This is a genomic window from Streptomyces bacillaris (assembly GCF_003268675.1).
GTDB classification, from domain to species: Bacteria; Actinomycetota; Actinomycetes; order Streptomycetales; family Streptomycetaceae; genus Streptomyces; species Streptomyces bacillaris.
In genome coordinates this window covers 6,235,840-6,251,855 of record NZ_CP029378.1, presented here as the reverse complement: position 1 = coordinate 6,251,855, position 16,016 = coordinate 6,235,840, and the positions used below count along the sequence as shown (strand labels likewise).

Genomic DNA, 16,016 nt, shown 5'->3' with positions numbered 1-16,016 from the left:
CGAGACCCCCGGGGCGCCCCGGCACGCCCGACGCCACCCCCACCCCGCGTCAGCACCATGATCACCCCAAGCCCCTTAGCAGAGCTGCGCGTTCTCACCATGTGGTCATTTCGCACTACGTGCCAAAGCCACACATCCACACCCAGGAACCTCAAGCCTTGCTCAAGGGCATAACAAGAGCGTCACATCCGTCGCCGACCCGTGCCGCACCCCCTCAGCTGCGCTTAGAGTCACCGCCAGTCACCGCGCCGCCGGGCGCGTCTGCTGCACGGCCCTGTACCAACCCAGTACGGCCCGGCGACCGACACGGCACCTCAAGCAGAGGAGGCCGCGCCAGGGAAAGGACTTTTCGTGCGACACCGTTCTTTGCTCATACTCACCGCCGTGCTCACCACCGGAGCACTCACCCTCACCGCCTGCGGTTCGCGCGACGACAGCAACAACAGCAGCGGCGACAGCGGCACCACCACCGTGGTCATCGGCCTCGACGCCCCGCTCACCGGCGACCTCTCCGCCCTCGGCCTCGGCATCAAGAACTCCGCCGACCTCGCCGTCAAGCAGGCCAACGAGAAGAAGTACGTCGAAGGCGTCACCTTCAAGCTCCAGGCCCTCGACGACCAGGCCCAGCCCTCCTCCGGCCAGCAGAACGCCAGCAAGCTCGTCGCCAACAAGGACGTCCTCGGCGTCGTCGGCCCCCTGAACTCCTCCGTCGGCGAATCCATGCAGAAGGTCCTCGCCGACGCCAAGCTCGTCCAGGTCTCCCCCGCCAACACCTCGCCCTCCCTCACCCAGGGCCAGAAGTGGAACGAGGGAACCAAGGAGCGCCCCTTCGCCTCCTACTTCCGCACCGCCACCACCGACGCGGTCCAGGGCCCCTTCGCGGCGCAGTACCTCTTCAACGACGCCAAGAAGAAGAAGGTCTTCGTCATCGACGACAAGAAGACCTACGGCGCCGGCCTCGCCGGCACCTTCAAGGCCGAGTTCGAGAAGCTCGGCGGCACCATCGCCGGCACCGAGCACATCGACCCCGAGACCAAGGACTTCTCCTCGGTCGCCACCAAGGTCAAGAGCTCCGGCGCCGACGTCGTCTACTACGGCGGCGAATACCCCGCGGCCGGCCCCCTCAGCAAGCAGATCAAGAAGGCCGGAGCCAAGATCCCCGTCGTCGGCGGCGACGGCATCTACAGCGGCGAGTACATCAAGCTCTCCGGCGCCGAAGGCGTCGGCGACCTCGCCACCTCCGTCGGTGCCCCCATCGACACCCTGCCGTCCGCCAAGGAGTTCGTCGCGAACTACGAGAAGGCCGGCTACAAGGAGCCCTTCGAGGCCTACGGCGGCTACTCCTACGACGCCGCCTGGTCCATCATCGAGGCCGTCAAGGCCGTCGCCGACGCCAACGACGGCAAGCTCCCCAGCGACGCCCGCGCCAAGGTCGCCGAAGCCGTCGGCAAGGTCGACTTCGAAGGCGTGACCGGCAAGGTCTCCTTCGACGAGTACGGCGACACCACCAACAAGCAGCTCACCGTCTACGAGTACAAGGACGGCGACTGGGTGGCCGTCAAGTCAGGCGAACTCACCAGCTGACACCACCAGCCCGACCGACCTACCACCGGCCGCGCGGGGCGCCGCACACCAGGCGCCCCGCGCGGCTCGATATCCGGCGAAAGACACGGAGGACCCGCGGTGAACGAACTGCCGCAACAGCTGGTCAACGGCCTGCTACTCGGATCGATGTACGGGCTCGTCGCCATTGGCTACACGATGGTCTACGGCATTGTCCAGCTCATCAACTTCGCCCACGGCGAGATCTTCATGACCGGCGGCTTCGGGGCCCTCACGGTCTGGCTCATACTCCCCAGCGGCACCAGCGTGCTGCTCGCACTCCCCCTCATGCTCATCGGCGCGATCGTCGTCGCCACCACCATCGCCATCGGAGCGGAACGATTCGCCTACCGGCCCCTCCGCGGCGGCCCACGCCTGGCACCCCTCATCACCGCCATCGGCCTCTCCCTCGCCCTCCAGCAGGCGGTCTGGGCCTGGTACCCCGGCGCCAAGTCCGCCCGCACCTTCCCCGAGATCCCCGGCGGCCCCTTCGAACTCGGACCCGTCACCATCCAGACCGGTGACGTCTTCCTCCTCATCGCCGCCCCCATCTCCATGGCCATCCTCGGCTACTTCGTCATGAAGACCCGCACCGGCCGCGGCATGCAGGCAACCGCCCAGGACCCCGACACCGCCAAGCTCATGGGCATCAACACCGACCGCATCATCGTGGTCGCCTTCGCCCTCGGCGCCACCTTCGCCGCCATCGGCGCCGTCGCCTACGGCCTCAAGTACGGCGAAGTCCAGTTCCGCATGGGCTTCCTCCTCGGCCTCAAGGCCTTCACCGCAGCCGTACTCGGCGGCATCGGCAACATCTACGGCGCCATGATCGGCGGCCTCACCCTCGGCGTCGCCGAAACCATGGCCGCCGCCTACGTCTCCGAAATCCCCGGCCTCGAACAGCTCGGCGGCCAGTCCTGGGCCAACGCCTGGGCCTTCGTACTCCTCATCCTCGTGCTCCTCTTCCGGCCCCAAGGCATCATGGGCGAGCGCGTCACGGACAGGGCGTGAGCACCATGACCACCACACAGACCACCACCAAGGTCACCGCACCCGCACCGGCCGAACCCGCCACCAGCGGCATCCTCGCCCTCCCCCCGCACATCGCACGGGCGACCGCCACCGCAGGCGGCGCGATCACCGTCATATCCGCCTTCCTCGCCTGGACCTGGACCTCCGCCTTCCCCGGCGACCTCACCGTCTACGGCTACCCCGGCGGCCTCCAGTGGCTCGTCCTCGTCAGCGGCGCCCTCCTCACCCTCTTCGGCCTCTCCTCCTACGGGATCAAGGGCCTCACCTGGCTCACCCCCCAAGGCGCCGACCCCGCCATCCGGCTCGCCGCCTACGCCGCCCTCGCCACCGCCTGGTTCTCCATGGGAGCCATCGCCACCACCCTCGGCGGCGTCGTCAACCTCGAACCCGGCGCCTACGTCGCCCTCGCCGGCACCCTCATCGGCTGGATCGGCGCCCGCTCCCTCCCCTACGAACGGCCCGAAACCACCCCCGCCGACCCCGAGGACACCGGCTTCGGCCAGTTCAAGCACAACCTCGGCAACCGCTGGGAGACCTACAAGGGCGCCTTCACCACCGGCACCGCCGCCCCGGCGAAGACCCTCCCCTCGTACGTCGAAATCCTCATCGTCGCCGTCGTCCTCGCCCTCGGCCTCGTCGTCTTCACCTACGGCATCACCACCGAGTACGACGAACTCTTCATCGGCTTCCTCATCACCGCAGGCTTCGGCTTCGCGGCGATCCAGAAAGCCGGACTCATCCAGCGCGTCTCCGCCCTCACGGCACGCCACCGCAACGTGACCCTCGTCGGCGCCTTCGCCGCCGCCGCGGCCTTCCCGTTCACCCAGTCCGACGACCAGTACGCGACCATCGGCGTCAACATCCTGATCTTCGCCACCGTCGCCCTCGGCCTCAACATCGTCGTCGGCCTCGCCGGACTCCTCGACCTCGGCTACGTCGCCTTCCTCGGCGTCGGCGCCTACGCCGCGGCCCTCGTCTCCGGCTCCCCCACCTCACCCTTCGGGATCCACCTGCCCTTCTGGCAGGCCATCCTCGTCGGCGCCGTCGCCTCCATGATCTTCGGCGTCCTCATCGGCGCCCCCACCCTGCGACTGCGCGGCGACTACCTCGCCATCGTGACCCTCGGCTTCGGAGAAATCTTCCGCATCGCCGTCCTCAACCTCGACGGCACCTCCGGCCCCGACGTCACCAACGGCTCCAACGGCATCTCCTCGATCCCGAACCTCAACCTGTTCGGCTTCGACTTCGGCGCCACCCACACCATCGCCGGATTCACCATCGGCCGCTTCGCCAACTACTTCTTCCTGATGCTGCTGGTCACCCTCATCGTCGTCGTGGTCTTCCGCCGCAGCGCGGAATCCCGCATCGGCCGCGCCTGGGTCGCCATCCGCGAGGACGAGACCGCCGCCGAAGCCATGGGCATCAACGGCTTCCGCACCAAGCTCATCGCCTTCGCCCTCGGCGCCACCCTCGCCGGCCTCGCCGGAGCCGTACAGGCACACGTCACCTACACCGTGACCCCCGAGCAGTACCAGTTCGCCCACGCCGTCCCGCCCAACTCGGCCTTCCTCCTCGCAGCGGTCGTCCTCGGCGGCATGGGCACCATCAGCGGACCCCTCGTCGGCGGCGCACTCCTCTTCCTCATCCCGGCCAAGCTCCAGTTCATGAGCGACTACCAGCTCTTCGCCTTCGGGCTCGCCCTGGTCCTCCTCATGCGCTTCCGCCCCGAGGGCCTCATCGCCAACCGCCGCCAGCAACTCGAATTCCACGAGAAGGACGAAGCGCCCGCCACTCTCACCAAGGCAGGGGCCTGACGATGACCACCGACACCACCACCGCCGAGACGACAGCCGTCACCACCGGCGAAACCGTTCTCGACGCCCGCGGCGTCACCATGCGATTCGGCGGCCTCACCGCCGTCCGCTCCGTCGACCTCACCGTCAACAGCGGAGAGATCGTCGGCCTCATCGGACCCAACGGCGCCGGCAAGACCACCTTCTTCAACTGCCTCACCGGCCTCTACGTCCCCACCGAGGGCGAAGTCCGCTACAAGGGCACCGTCCTGCCGCCCAAGTCCTTCAAGGTCACCGCCGCAGGCATCGCCCGCACCTTCCAGAACATCCGGCTCTTCTCCAACATGACCGTCCTGGAGAACGTCCTCGTCGGACGCCACACCCGCACCCGGGAAGGCCTCTGGTCCGCCCTCCTCCGCGGCCCCGGCTTCCACCGCGCCGAAGCCGAATCCAAGGCCCGCGCCATGGAACTGCTGGAGTTCATCGGCCTCGACCACAAGGCCGAACACCTCTCCCGCAACCTCCCCTACGGCGAACAGCGCAAGCTCGAAATCGCCCGCGCCCTCGCCAGCGAACCCGGCCTCCTCCTGCTCGACGAACCCACCGCCGGCATGAACCCCCAGGAGACCCGCGCGGCCGAAGAACTCATCTTCGCCATCCGCGACAAGGGCATCGCCATCCTCGTCATCGAGCACGACATGCGGTTCATCTTCAACCTCTGCGACCGCGTCGCCTGCCTCGTCCAGGGCGAAAAACTCGTCGAAGGCACCGCCGCCGAAGTCCAGGGAGACGAACGCGTCGTCGCCGCCTACCTCGGCGAACCCTTCGAAGGCGACCCCGGCGCCGCCGAAGTCGCCGAAGTCGAAGCCGCGGAAGCCCACGCCGCCGACGCGGAAGCAACGGCCACGGCCACCGACGCCACCCCCGCCTCCCCGGCCACCCCCGGCGAGAGCACCAGCAAGGAGAACGACCGATGACCGCACTACTCGAAGTCGAGGACCTGCGCGTCGCCTACGGCAAGATCGAGGCCGTCAAGGGAATCTCGTTCAAGGTCGAGGAAGGCGAAGTCGTCACCCTCATCGGCACCAACGGCGCCGGCAAGACGACCACACTGCGCACCCTCTCCGGACTGATCAAGCCCCTCGCCGGCCAGATCAAGTTCAACGGCAAGTCCCTCCGCAAGATCCCGGCCCACCAGGTCGTCTCGCTCGGACTCGCCCACTCCCCCGAAGGCCGCCACATCTTCCCCCGCATGTCCATCGAGGACAACCTGCGACTCGGCGCCTTCCTCCGCAAGGACAGCGACGGCATCGCCAAGGACATCCAGCGCGCCTACGACCTCTTCCCCATCCTCGGGGAACGCCGGAAGCAAGCAGCCGGAACCCTCTCCGGCGGCGAACAGCAGATGCTCGCCATGGGCCGCGCCCTCATGTCCCAGCCCAAACTGCTCATGCTCGACGAGCCCTCCATGGGCCTCTCCCCGATCATGATGCAGAAGATCATGGCGACCATCACCGAACTGCGTGCCCAGGGCACCACCATCCTGCTCGTGGAGCAGAACGCCCAGGCGGCGCTCTCGCTCGCCAACCACGCGCACGTGATGGAGGTCGGCAGCATCGTCCTCTCCGGCACCGGCCAGGACCTGCTGCACGACGACTCGGTCCGCAAGGCGTACCTGGGCGAGGACTGAGGTCCTTCCCGTACGCGAGAGGCCCGCACCCGGTTCTTCTGCCCGGGTGCGGGCCTCTCTCTTTACGCGTACGTCAGCGGTACGGGACTACTCGGCCGCCTTCTTCTTCTCCTCGGCGTCCGCGATCAGCGCCTCCGCCAGCTGCTGCATCGACATCCGGCGGTCCATCGACGTCTTCTGGATCCACCGGAACGCGGCCGGCTCCGACAGCCCGTAATCCGTCTGCAGAATGCTCTTCGCCCGGTCCACCAGCTTCCGCGTCTCCAGCCGCTGCGACAGATCCGCGATCTCGCTCTCCAGCGCCTTCAGCTCCGCGAACCGGGAGACCGCCATCTCGATGGCCGGCACCACGTCGCTCTTGCTGAACGGCTTCACCAGATACGCCATCGCCCCGGCGTCCCGGGCCCGCTCGACCAGGTCGCGCTGCGAGAAGGCGGTGAGCATGAGGACCGGCGCGATGGACTCCTCCGCGATCTTCTCGGCGGCGGAGATCCCGTCGAGGACCGGCATCTTCACGTCCAGGATCACGAGATCCGGCTTGTGCTCCCGGGCCAGCTCGACGGCCTGCTGCCCGTCGCCCGCCTCACCGACGACGGAGTAGCCCTCCTCCTCCAGCATCTCCTTGAGATCGAGGCGGATGAGGGCCTCGTCCTCGGCGATGACGACGCGGGTCGTCAGCGGCGGGACGTGCGACTTGTCGTCGTCGACGGCGTCTACGGGCTGGGGCGACTCGGGGGTGGTCACGGGGGCTCCTTGTTCCAGGGCAGGTGCAGCGCCCTATGAGCCTACCTAGCAGCGGGGACCGATAGTGACCCGGTAGACTCCTCACGGGTTGGCCAGCCGGGTTGGCGGAATGGCAGACGCTGATGTCTCAAACACATCTGTCCGAAAGGACGTGCGGGTTCGAATCCCGCACCCGGTACATCCCGAAGCGGATGTTCACTTTAGGGTGAACATCCGCTTTTTGCTGTTCGCGTTCGATTTGCCTCACAAAGAGTGGACGCATGAACGCACACAGCACAGAGGTACGCCAGAAGGCGCTCACCCTCCTCCGGAGCGGCACCAAAGGGGCCGAGGTGGCTCGTCGGCTGAGCGTGCCTCGCGGCACCGTCTCGTACTGGCTGCACATGGACCGTGCCAAGCGTGGCGAGTGCCCCGGGGCGCACACCCCGGCCTGCCACCGATGTGATGGCTCGCCCCTCGACGAGCCCGCCTACGCATACCTGCTCGGGCTCTACCTGGGCGATGGGCACATCAGCCAGTACGCGGGCCACCGGGCGCCGAACCTCATGATCACGCTGGACGATGCATGGCCCGGTATCCAGGACGAGGCCGAGGAGACCTTACGCAGGGTCTTCCCGGGCAACGCCACGTGCCGCGTCCGCAAGCCCGGCTGCCACAACCTCAAGGTGTACTCGAAACACCTCGTCTGCCTGTTCCCACAGCACGGGCCGGGCCGGAAGCACGAGCGAGCCATAGCCCTGGAGCCCTGGCAGCAGTCGATCGTCGATGCGCACCCCTGGCAGCTCGTACGGGGGCTCGTCCACTCCGACGGCTGCCGCATCACCAACTGGACCACCCGCGTGGTCGGCGGTGAACGGAAACGGTACGAGTACCCCAGGTACTGGTTCACCAACGTCTCCGACGACATCCGGCGGCTCTACACCGACACCCTCGACGCGCTCGGCGTCACCTGGACGCACTGCACGCGGGCGGGCAAGCCCTACAACATCTCCGTAGCCCGACGGGCATCCGTCGCCCTCATGGATGCGCACGTCGGGCCGAAATACTGAGCTGGGCCGCCCTACTTCGGGCTGTCGTCCTCGCCGATGTGGTGGACGCGGACCAGGTTGGTGGAGCCGGCCACGCCGGGCGGGGAGCCGGCGGTGATGACCACGATGTCGCCCTTCGCGCAGCGGCCGATGCGGAGGAGTTCCTCGTCGACCTGGGCCACCATCGCGTCCGTGGAGTCGACCTTGGGGCCGAGGAAGGTCTCGACGCCCCAGGTGAGGTTGAGCTGGGCGCGGGTCGCTTCGTCGGGGGTGAAGGCGAGGAGCGGGATGGGTGAGCGGTAGCGGGAGAGGCGCTTCACCGTGTCGCCGCTCTGGGTGAAGGCGACGAGGAACTTGGCGCCGAGGAAGTCGCCCATCTCGGCGGCGGCCCTCGCCACCGCTCCGCCCTGGGTGCGGGGCTTGTTGCGTTCGGTGAGGGGCGGGAGGCCCTTGGCGAGAATGTCCTGTTCGGCCGCTTCGACGATGCGGGACATGGTGCGGACGGTCTCGATGGGGTATTTGCCGACGCTGGTCTCGCCGGAGAGCATGACGGCGTCGGTGCCGTCGATGACGGCGTTGGCGACGTCGGAGGCTTCGGCGCGGGTGGGGCGGGAGTTGTCGATCATCGAGTCGAGCATCTGGGTGGCGACGATGACCGGTTTGGCGTTGCGCTTGGCGAGTTTGATGGCGCGCTTCTGGACGACGGGGACGTGTTCGAGGGGCATTTCGACGCCGAGGTCGCCGCGGGCGACCATGATGCCGTCGAAGGCGGCGACGATGTCGTCGATGTTCTCGACGGCCTGGGGCTTCTCGACCTTGGCGATGACGGGGAGGCGGCGGTTCTCCTCGTCCATGATGCGGTGGACGTCGTCGATGTCGCGTCCGGTGCGGACGAAGGAGAGGGCGATGAGGTCGGCGCCGGTGCGCAGGGCCCAGCGGAGGTCGTCGATGTCCTTGTCGGAGAGGGCGGGGACGGAGACGGCGACGCCGGGGAGGTTGAGGCCTTTGTTGTCGGAGACCATGCCTCCTTCGATGACGGTGGTGTGGACGCGGGGGCCGTCGACGTCGGTGACTTCGAGGGTGACGCGGCCGTCGTCGACGAGGATGCGTTCGCCGGTGGTGACGTCGGCGGCGAGGCCGTCGTAGGTGGTGCCGCAGATGTCGCCGTCGCCTTCGTTGTCGAGGGGTTCGACGGTGATGGTGAAGGTGTCGCCGCGTTCAAGGAGTACGGGGCCTTCGCGGAAGCGGCCGAGGCGGATCTTCGGGCCTTGAAGGTCGGCGAGGATGCCGACGCTACGGCCGGTTTCTTCGGCGGCTTTGCGGACGTGGTGGTAGCGCTGTTCGTGTTCGGCGTAGGAGCCGTGGCTGAGGTTGAAGCGGGCGATGTCCATTCCCGCTTCGACCAGGGCTTTGATCTGGTCGTATGTGTCGGTTGCGGGTCCCAGGGTGCAGACGATTTTTGCTCGGCGCATGGTTCGAGCCTAAACCTTACCTACGGGTAGGTATTTGGCTCCTCATGACACCTCAACAACCTTTGGGTGAAGGGTTATTGACAAGTGTTGAATTGTGCAGTGACCCGCTCCGATGAGCGTCTATCCGAGGGCGGGCGGGATGAGGGTGAAGGAGGCTTCGACCTGGGCGTCGACGGTCTGGCGTACGGGTTCGAGGTCGATGGGGGCGGCGTCGGCGGCTGCGGCTCCTGCCGGGGCGCCGTAGTGCATGGATTCGGCGAAGGCTGCGCGGCCGAGGGGGCTGTGGTGGGTGCCGGTGTCGCTGAGTTCGAGGAGGGCGCCGAGGCGGGTGTCGAGGGCTTCGGCGTATTCGCGGGCGCGTTGGAGGGCTTCGCGGACGGCTTGGCGACGGGCTGCGGCGTGGTGGGGTGAGGTGGGGCGGAGGGTCCACCAGGGGCCGTCGACGCGGGTGAGGTCGTGGTCGGCGAGGCGGGTGACGATTTCGCCGAGGGTGGTGAAGTCGTTGATGGTGGCGGTGAGTTGGATGCGGCCGTGGTAGGCGCGGATGCGTTCGGCGCGGCCGTGGCGGGTGAGTTCGGGGCTGATGGCGAGGGTGCCGGTTTCGAGTTTTTCGATGGTGTCGCCGTAGCTCTTGATGAGGTCGAGGGTGGTGGTGTTGCGGTGGGTGAGGTCGTCGAGGGTGGTGCGGCGGTCGGTGCCGCGGGCGGTGAGGGTGATGGTGATGTGGGCGATTTCGGGCTCGACTTCGAGGTGGGCTTCGCCGCGGACGGTGACGTGGGGGGTGTCGGGGGTGCCGTAGGGGTGGGGGGTGGCGGTGGGCGTGGGTGTGGGGGTTTCGGTCATGCGTTCACTGTGGCATGCGGGTGGGTGGGGTGGGGGTGGTTGTGGAGGAGGTGTGTCGGGTGGCCATCGGATCCTCATCTGTGGGGGGTGTTGCGTGTAAGGGGGCGGGTCAGAATCTACGCGCGTTGCCCTACTGAACGAGGAGTGAGTGAGCATGGAGTTGGACCGGTGGGACCGTAGGACGTTTCTGGGCCGTTCGGCTGCTGTCGGCGCGGGTGCCGCCGGTGCGGTGATGGTGGGTGGTGAGGCTCTGGCGCACGGCCGAGGGCGCCGTGAGGGGCGGCCGGTGAAGCGGTACTCGTTCTCGGTGATGGGGACGACCGACCTGCACGGGAACGTCTTCAACTGGGACTACTTCACCGACAGGGAGTACGACGACGCGGCTCACAACGACATCGGCCTGGCGAAGATCTCGACGCTGGTGGATCAGGTGCGCCGGGAGAAGGGGCGGCGGAACACGCTGCTGATCGACGCGGGCGACACGATCCAGGGCACGCAGCTGTCGTACTACTACGCGAAGGTGGATCCGATCACGGCGCGGCGTGGTCCGGTGCATCCGATGGCCAAGGCGATGAACGCGATCGGCTATGACGCTGCGGCACTGGGGAATCACGAGTTCAATTACGGGATTCCGGTGCTGCGGAAGTTCGAGGAGCAGTGTGATTTTCCGCTGCTGGGGGCGAACGCGCTGGATGCGAAGTCGTTGCGGCCGGTGTTTCCGCCATATGTGATCAAGCGGTTGCGGACGCCGTGCGGGCGGGATGTGCGGGTGGCGGTGCTGGGGCTGACGAATCCGGGGATCGCGATCTGGGACAAGGCGCATGTGGCCGGGAAGATGGTGTTTCCGGGGTTGGAGGAGCAGGCGGCGAAGTGGGTGCCGAAGCTGCGGTCCATGGGTGCGGATGTGGTGATCGTGTCGGCGCATTCGGGGTCGTCGGGGACGTCGTCGTACGGGGATCAGTTGCCGTATGTCGAGAATGCGGCGGGTCTGGTGGCGGAGCAGGTGCCGGGGATCGACGCGATTCTGGTGGGGCACGCGCATGTGGAGATCGCCGAGCATTGCGTGGTGAACAAGGCGACGGGGAAGCGGGTGGTGCTGTCGGAGCCGGCGAAGTGGGGGCAGCGGCTGACGGTCTTCGATTTCGATCTGGTGTGGGAGAGGGGGCGCTGGGCGGTCGAGCGGGCCGGTTCGCAGGTGCTGAATTCGAATGCGGTGCCGGAGGACCCGAAGGTGGTGGCGCTGTTGCGGCGGGAGCACCGGAAGGTGGTGGCGTATGTGAATCAGGTGATCGGTACGTCGGTGGTGGCGATGTCGACGGCCGAGGCTCCGTGGCGGGATGAGCCGATCATCGATCTGATCAATCAGGTGCAGACGGAGACGGTGGTGGCGGCGCTGGCGGGTGGTGCGTATGCGGGGCTGCCGGTGTTGTCGCAGGCGTCGTGTTTCTCGCGTACGGCGGGGATTCCGGCGGGTGAGGTGACGATCCGGGATGCGGCGGGGCTGTATCCGTTCGAGAACACGTTGGAGGCGCGGCTGCTGACGGGGGCGCAGCTGAAGGAGTACTTGGAGTATTCGGCGCGGTATTACGTGCGGACGGCTGCGGGTGGTCCGGTGGATACGGCGAAGCTGACGAATGCGGACGGGATTCCGGATTACAACTATGACGCGGTGTCGGGGGTGACGTACGACATCGATATTTCGCGGCCGGTGGGGTCGCGGATCGTGGGGTTGTCGTTCGAGGGGAGGCCGGTGGATCCGGCGGCGCGGTTCGTGTTCGCGGTGAACAACTACCGGGCGAGTGGTGGGGGTGCTTTTCCGCATGTGGCGGGGGCGGAGCAGGTGTGGGCGGATTCGGACGAGATCCGGAACACGATCATCGGGTGGGTGCGGGAGAAGGGGTCGGTGGATCCGGCGGAGTTCGCGTCGGTGGGGTGGCGGCTGACGCGTGAGGGGGTGCCGGTGTTCCCGTAACGCCGGTTGTGTGGTGGTTGGTCCGGCCCGGGGTCTCCGTCGGTGGGGGTCCCGGGCCGTTCTGTGGGGTGGGGTCAGACGGATTGGGTGAGGGGGATCAGTTCGGGGGCCTGGGCGGGGATCTTCGAGGACTGGGGGGTGAGGCCGAAGGTGGTGAAGGCGGTGCGTTCGGGGAGGGGGTAGGGGGTGGTACCGGTGAGGTTGTTGAGGATGGTGGCGCTGCGCCAGGCGGCCAGGCCGAGGTCGGGGGCGCCGACTCCGTGGGTGTGGCGTTCGGCGTTCTGGACGTAGACGTGTCCGGTGACGGCGCGGTCGAGGACGAGGCGGTACTGGTCGTCGATGCGGGGGCGGTGGGAGGCGTCGCGGCTGAGGTAGGGGTCGAGGCCGCCGAGGATGGCGTCGAGGGGGCGTTCGCGGTAGCCGGTGGCGAGGATGACGGCGTCGGTGGTGAGGCGGGTGCGGGTGCCTTGCTGGGTGTGTTCGAGGTGGAGTTCGACGCGGGTGTTGGCGAGGCGTCCGGCGGTGCGGACGTGGACGCCGGGGGTGAGGGTGGCGTGGGGCCAGCCGCCGTGGAGGGTGCGGCGGTAGAGCTCGTCGTGGATGGCGGCGATGGTGTCGGCGTCGATGCCTTTGTGGAGCTGCCATTGGCGGGGGACGAGTTCGTCGCGGGCGGTTTCGGGGAGGGCGTGGAAGTAGCGGCTGTAGTCGGGGGTGAAGTGTTCGAGGCCGAGCTTGGAGTACTCCATGGGGGCGAAGGCCTGGGTGCGGGCGAGCCAGTGGATGTTCTCGGCGCCTTCGGGGCGGGCGCGCAGGAGGTCGAGGAAGATCTCGGCGCCGGACTGTCCCGAGCCGATGACGGTGATGTGGTCGGCGGCGAGGAGTTGTTCGCGGTGGCGGAGGTAGTCGGCGGAGTGGAGTACGGGGACGGATTCGGCTTCGGCGAGGGGGCGGAGGGGTTCGGGGACGAAGGGTTCGGTGCCGATGCCGAGGGCGATGTGGCGGGTGTAGGCGCGGCCGAGGGCTTCGGCTTCGCCGTCGGGGTCGAGTTGGGTGAAGTCGACTTCGAAGAGGGCGCGTTCGGTGTTCCAGCGGACGGCGTCGACCTGGTGGCCGAAGTGGAGGCCGGGGAGTTGTTCGCTGACCCAGCGGCAGTAGGCGTCGTATTCGGCTCGTTGGATGTGGAAGCGCTCGGCGAAGTAGAAGGGGAAGAGGCGGTCGCGGGTGCGGAGGTAGTTGAGGAAGCTCCAGGGGCTGGCGGGGTCGGCGAGGGTGACGAGGTCGGCGAGGAAGGGGACTTGGAGGCTGGCGCCGTCGAGGAGGAGGCCGGGGTGCCAGTGGAAGGCGGGGCGTTGTTCGTAGAAGGTCGCGGCGAGGGGGCGGGGGTCGTCGGGGGCGGCGGGGATGTTGTGGGCGAGGGCGGCGAGGGAGAGGTTGAAGGGGCCGATGCCGATGCCGACGAGGTCGTGGGGGCGGTCGGGTTCGGGGGTTGTGCGGCCGGTGGCGGGGCGGTCGGTGGTGGGGGTGGGCCGGTCGTGGGCCGGTGCGGGGTGGCCGGTGACGGGGGCGGGCCGGTCGTCGGGGGCGGGCCGGTCGGTCATCGGGGGGTGTCGCCTTCCGTGAGGGGGGTTGGGGTTTCGCGGGCGTGGGGGGTGTGCGGGCGTGGGGGGGGATGTGCGGGGGTCTGTGCTTACGGGTGGGGTGGTGCGGTGGGGGTTTCGAGGTCGGCCGTGGTGGCGGTGACGAGGTCGATGAGGGCCTGGAGGTCCTGGGGGGTGGTGTGGGGGTTGAGGAGGGTGGCCTTGAGCCAGAGGCGGCCTCGGGCGTGGGCGCGGCCGAGGACGGCGTGGCCTCGGTTGAGGAGGGTGCGGCGGAGGGTGGCGACGGTGTGGTCGTCGGCGTCGGTGGGGCGGAAGAGGACGGTGGTGATGGTGGGGCGGTCGTAGAGGTCGAGGGCGGGGGTCTTGGTGATGAGGTCGGCGAGGTGGTGGGCGGTGGTGACGGTGGTGTCGATGAGGGCGGCGAGTCCGGTGCGGCCGAGGGCCTGGAGGGTGACGGCGATCTTGAGGGCGTCGGGGCGGCGGGTGGTGCGGAGGGAGCGGCCGAGGAGGTCGGGGAGGCCCGCTTCGGTGTCGTCGTCGGCGTTGAGGTAGGGGGCGTGGTGGTGGAGGGGGGTGAGGTGGTGGCGGTCGGGGACGGCGAAGAGGCCGGCGGAGGCGGGTTGCCAGCCGAGCTTGTGCAGGTCGAGGGTGACGCTCTGGGCGCGGTCGAGGCCGTGGAGGAGGGCGCGGTGGGTGGGGCTGAGGAGGAGGGGTCCGCCGTAGGCGGCGTCGATGTGGAGTTCGGCGCCGTGGGTGGTGCAGAGGTCCGCGATGGTGTCGAGGGGGTCGATCTGGCCGGTGTCGGTGGTGCCGGCGGTGGCGACGACGAGGAGCGGCGGGCCGAGCCGGGTGAGGGTGGCGTCGAGGGCGGCGGGGTCCATCGTGCCGTCGGGGGCGGGGACGGTGACGGGTTGCGGGAGGCCGAGGAGCCAGGCGGCGCGGGCGATGCTGTGGTGGGCGGTGGTGGCGCAGACGGCCTGGACGGGGCCGTGGCGTTCGCGGGCGAGGAGGAGGGCGAGTTGGTTGGCCTCGGTGCCGCCGGTGGTGATGACAGCGTCGGGTGAGGGGGTGTGGGGGTAGATCTCGGCGGCGAGTGCGGTGGTGAGGTCGGCTTCGAGGGCGGTGGCGGCGGGGGCCTGGTCCCAGGAGTCCATGGAGGGGTTGAGGGCGCTGGCGGCGAGGTCGGCGGCGGCCGCGAGGGCGAGGGGCGGGGTGTGGAGGTGGGCGGCGCAGTGGGGGTGGGCGGGGTCGGCGGCGCCTTCGGCGAGGGCGGTGACGAGGGCGCGGAGGGCGTGGTGGGGGCCGGTGCCGTGGTCGGGGATGAGGGGGTGGGTGGCGGTGCGGGTGCGGGGGGTGACGGTGTCGGGTCCGCCGGCGGGGAGGGGGCCGTTCCGGAGGGCCGCGCCGTCGTGGAGTGCGGTGAGCACGGTGTCGATGAGGGGGCGCAGTGCGGCGGGTCCTGCGGTGCCTCCGGCGAGGGGCGGGGTGGGCATGGGTGGGGTGGTCCTTCGGGAGGGTGATGGTGGACATGCCAGCTTGTCCCGGGTTCCGGGTGGCGCGGCCGAAGAGGTCAACGATCTGAACTCGAAAGGGGTACTGGTGGCCGGTGTGGGCCGTTTGCCGGGGGTTTTGGTGGTATAGACGTGCGATCCCGGGACGGGCGTACGGGTGCCTGCGCGGAGGCCCTCCCGGGGGAAGCGTGACGCCTCCCCCGCCGCCTCCCGACGCCCCCCGGCGCCTTTCGATCCGGCGGGACTTGATCGATCAACCAATTGCGAAAATCTGCAATTCACTACATGCTGTGTGGGCCGTTCCGCCGCCACCCCGGCGGCCCGGCCCCCGCCCGGCTCCCCCGCCGGCGGTGGTGACGCACTGCCGAGGAGAGGCCCGGAGCGATGGCGGTCCCCCTGTACCAGGCCAAGGCCGAGTTCTTCCGGATGCTCGGGCATCCGGTCCGTATCCGCGTTCTTGAGCTGCTCCAGGACGGTCCGCTGCCGGTACGGGATCTGCTGGCGGCGATCGAGGTGGAGCCGTCGTCGCTGTCGCAGCAGCTGGCGGTGTTGCGCCGGTCGGGGATCGTGACCGCGACCCGGGAGGGTTCGACGGTGGTGTACGAGCTGGCCGGCGGCGATGTCGCGGAGCTGATGCGGGCGGCCCGGCGGATCCTGACGGAGATGCTGGTGGGCCGGGACGGGCTGCTGGCCGAGCTGCGGGAGGCCGAGGTGTCCTCGCGGTGACGGCC

General features: G+C 68.8%; 13 protein-coding genes and 1 tRNA gene. 9 read left to right on the top strand and 5 right to left on the bottom strand.

What is annotated here, in order from left to right; genetic code table 11:
• Positions 1-351 precede the first annotated feature (351 nt).
• From DJ476_RS27170 to DJ476_RS27150, 5 genes are all read left to right on the top strand, one after another.
• Positions 352-1,584, top strand: a complete 1,233-nt coding sequence (locus tag DJ476_RS27170; protein ID WP_070203129.1) for a branched-chain amino acid ABC transporter substrate-binding protein — start codon at positions 352-354, stop codon at positions 1,582-1,584.
• Positions 1,585-1,683: 99 nt separating this feature from the next.
• Positions 1,684-2,613, top strand: a complete 930-nt coding sequence (locus DJ476_RS27165; protein WP_028419266.1) for a branched-chain amino acid ABC transporter permease — start codon at positions 1,684-1,686, stop codon at positions 2,611-2,613.
• Positions 2,610-4,448, top strand: coding sequence for a branched-chain amino acid ABC transporter permease (locus DJ476_RS27160; protein ID WP_181006681.1), 1,839 nt, complete (start codon positions 2,610-2,612; stop codon positions 4,446-4,448). The genes DJ476_RS27165 and DJ476_RS27160 overlap by 4 nt, the downstream gene beginning before the upstream one ends.
• A 2-nt stretch (positions 4,449-4,450) precedes the next feature.
• Entirely contained in the window at positions 4,451-5,404 is a 954-nt protein-coding gene (locus DJ476_RS27155) for an ABC transporter ATP-binding protein (protein ID WP_112491764.1), read from the top strand.
• Positions 5,401-6,117, top strand: coding sequence for an ABC transporter ATP-binding protein (locus tag DJ476_RS27150; RefSeq protein ID WP_112491763.1), 717 nt, complete (start codon positions 5,401-5,403; stop codon positions 6,115-6,117). Before DJ476_RS27155 ends, DJ476_RS27150 begins: the two co-directional genes overlap by 4 nt.
• Positions 6,118-6,204: 87 nt before the next feature.
• On the opposite strand, the gene DJ476_RS27145 is transcribed toward DJ476_RS27150, so the two are convergent.
• Positions 6,205-6,861: an ANTAR domain-containing response regulator gene (locus DJ476_RS27145; RefSeq protein WP_018512090.1), complete on the bottom strand. Its 657-nt coding sequence runs from the start codon at positions 6,859-6,861 to the stop codon at positions 6,205-6,207.
• 95 nt (positions 6,862-6,956) lie between these two features.
• Here DJ476_RS27145 and DJ476_RS27140 point away from each other — a divergent pair.
• Together DJ476_RS27140 and DJ476_RS27135 are read left to right on the top strand one after the other, a co-directional pair.
• Positions 6,957-7,039: transfer RNA gene (locus DJ476_RS27140), tRNA-Leu, on the top strand.
• Between the two features lie 82 nt (positions 7,040-7,121).
• The gene (locus DJ476_RS27135; protein ID WP_112491762.1) at positions 7,122-7,910 is read left to right on the top strand and encodes a helix-turn-helix domain-containing protein; all 789 of its coding nucleotides are present in this window, start codon (positions 7,122-7,124) and stop codon (positions 7,908-7,910) included.
• An 11-nt stretch (positions 7,911-7,921) separates the two neighbouring features.
• Here DJ476_RS27135 and pyk read toward each other — a convergent pair whose 3' ends face one another.
• Complete coding sequence (gene pyk / locus DJ476_RS27130) at positions 7,922-9,361, bottom strand: pyruvate kinase (protein ID WP_103421366.1); 1,440 nt, start codon at positions 9,359-9,361, stop codon at positions 7,922-7,924.
• A 120-nt stretch (positions 9,362-9,481) separates the two neighbouring features.
• Positions 9,482-10,204 (bottom strand): SIMPL domain-containing protein, encoded by a 723-nt coding sequence (locus DJ476_RS27125; RefSeq protein ID WP_112491761.1) that lies wholly within the window; start codon positions 10,202-10,204, stop codon positions 9,482-9,484.
• A 154-nt stretch (positions 10,205-10,358) separates the two neighbouring features.
• Between DJ476_RS27125 and DJ476_RS27120 the strand changes: the two genes are divergently transcribed.
• Positions 10,359-12,176 carry a bifunctional metallophosphatase/5'-nucleotidase gene (locus DJ476_RS27120; RefSeq protein ID WP_112491760.1) on the top strand — a complete coding sequence of 606 codons (1,818 nt, stop codon included), beginning with the start codon at positions 10,359-10,361 and terminating at the stop codon, positions 12,174-12,176.
• 74 nt (positions 12,177-12,250) lie between these two features.
• On the opposite strand, the gene DJ476_RS27115 is transcribed toward DJ476_RS27120, so the two are convergent.
• On the bottom strand, positions 12,251-13,774 hold the full coding sequence (locus DJ476_RS27115) for a lysine N(6)-hydroxylase/L-ornithine N(5)-oxygenase family protein (protein WP_112491759.1): 1,524 nt from the start codon (positions 13,772-13,774) through the stop codon (positions 12,251-12,253).
• Between the two features lie 89 nt (positions 13,775-13,863).
• Positions 13,864-15,267 (bottom strand): pyridoxal phosphate-dependent decarboxylase family protein, encoded by a 1,404-nt coding sequence (locus DJ476_RS27110; RefSeq protein ID WP_112491758.1) that lies wholly within the window; start codon positions 15,265-15,267, stop codon positions 13,864-13,866.
• A gap of 402 nt (positions 15,268-15,669) precedes the next feature.
• Between DJ476_RS27110 and DJ476_RS27105 the strand changes: the two genes are divergently transcribed.
• On the top strand, positions 15,670-16,011 hold the full coding sequence (locus DJ476_RS27105; protein ID WP_028415692.1) for an ArsR/SmtB family transcription factor: 342 nt from the start codon (positions 15,670-15,672) through the stop codon (positions 16,009-16,011).
• The last annotated feature ends 5 nt before the right edge of the window (positions 16,012-16,016 follow it).

Coding starts and splice junctions, on each gene's coding strand:
- DJ476_RS27125 (WP_112491761.1), bottom strand. CDS start 10,204: ATGACCGAAACCCCCACACCCACGCCCACCGCCACCCCCCACCCCTAC.
- DJ476_RS27150 (WP_112491763.1), top strand. CDS start 5,401: ATGACCGCACTACTCGAAGTCGAGGACCTGCGCGTCGCCTACGGCAAG.
- pyk (WP_103421366.1), bottom strand. CDS start 9,361: ATGCGCCGAGCAAAAATCGTCTGCACCCTGGGACCCGCAACCGACACA.
- DJ476_RS27135 (WP_112491762.1), top strand. CDS start 7,122: ATGAACGCACACAGCACAGAGGTACGCCAGAAGGCGCTCACCCTCCTC.
- DJ476_RS27105 (WP_028415692.1), top strand. CDS start 15,670: ATGGCGGTCCCCCTGTACCAGGCCAAGGCCGAGTTCTTCCGGATGCTC.
- DJ476_RS27110 (WP_112491758.1), bottom strand. CDS start 15,267: ATGCCCACCCCGCCCCTCGCCGGAGGCACCGCAGGACCCGCCGCACTG.
- DJ476_RS27115 (WP_112491759.1), bottom strand. CDS start 13,774: ATGACCGACCGGCCCGCCCCCGACGACCGGCCCGCCCCCGTCACCGGC.
- DJ476_RS27120 (WP_112491760.1), top strand. CDS start 10,359: ATGGAGTTGGACCGGTGGGACCGTAGGACGTTTCTGGGCCGTTCGGCT.
- DJ476_RS27155 (WP_112491764.1), top strand. CDS start 4,451: ATGACCACCGACACCACCACCGCCGAGACGACAGCCGTCACCACCGGC.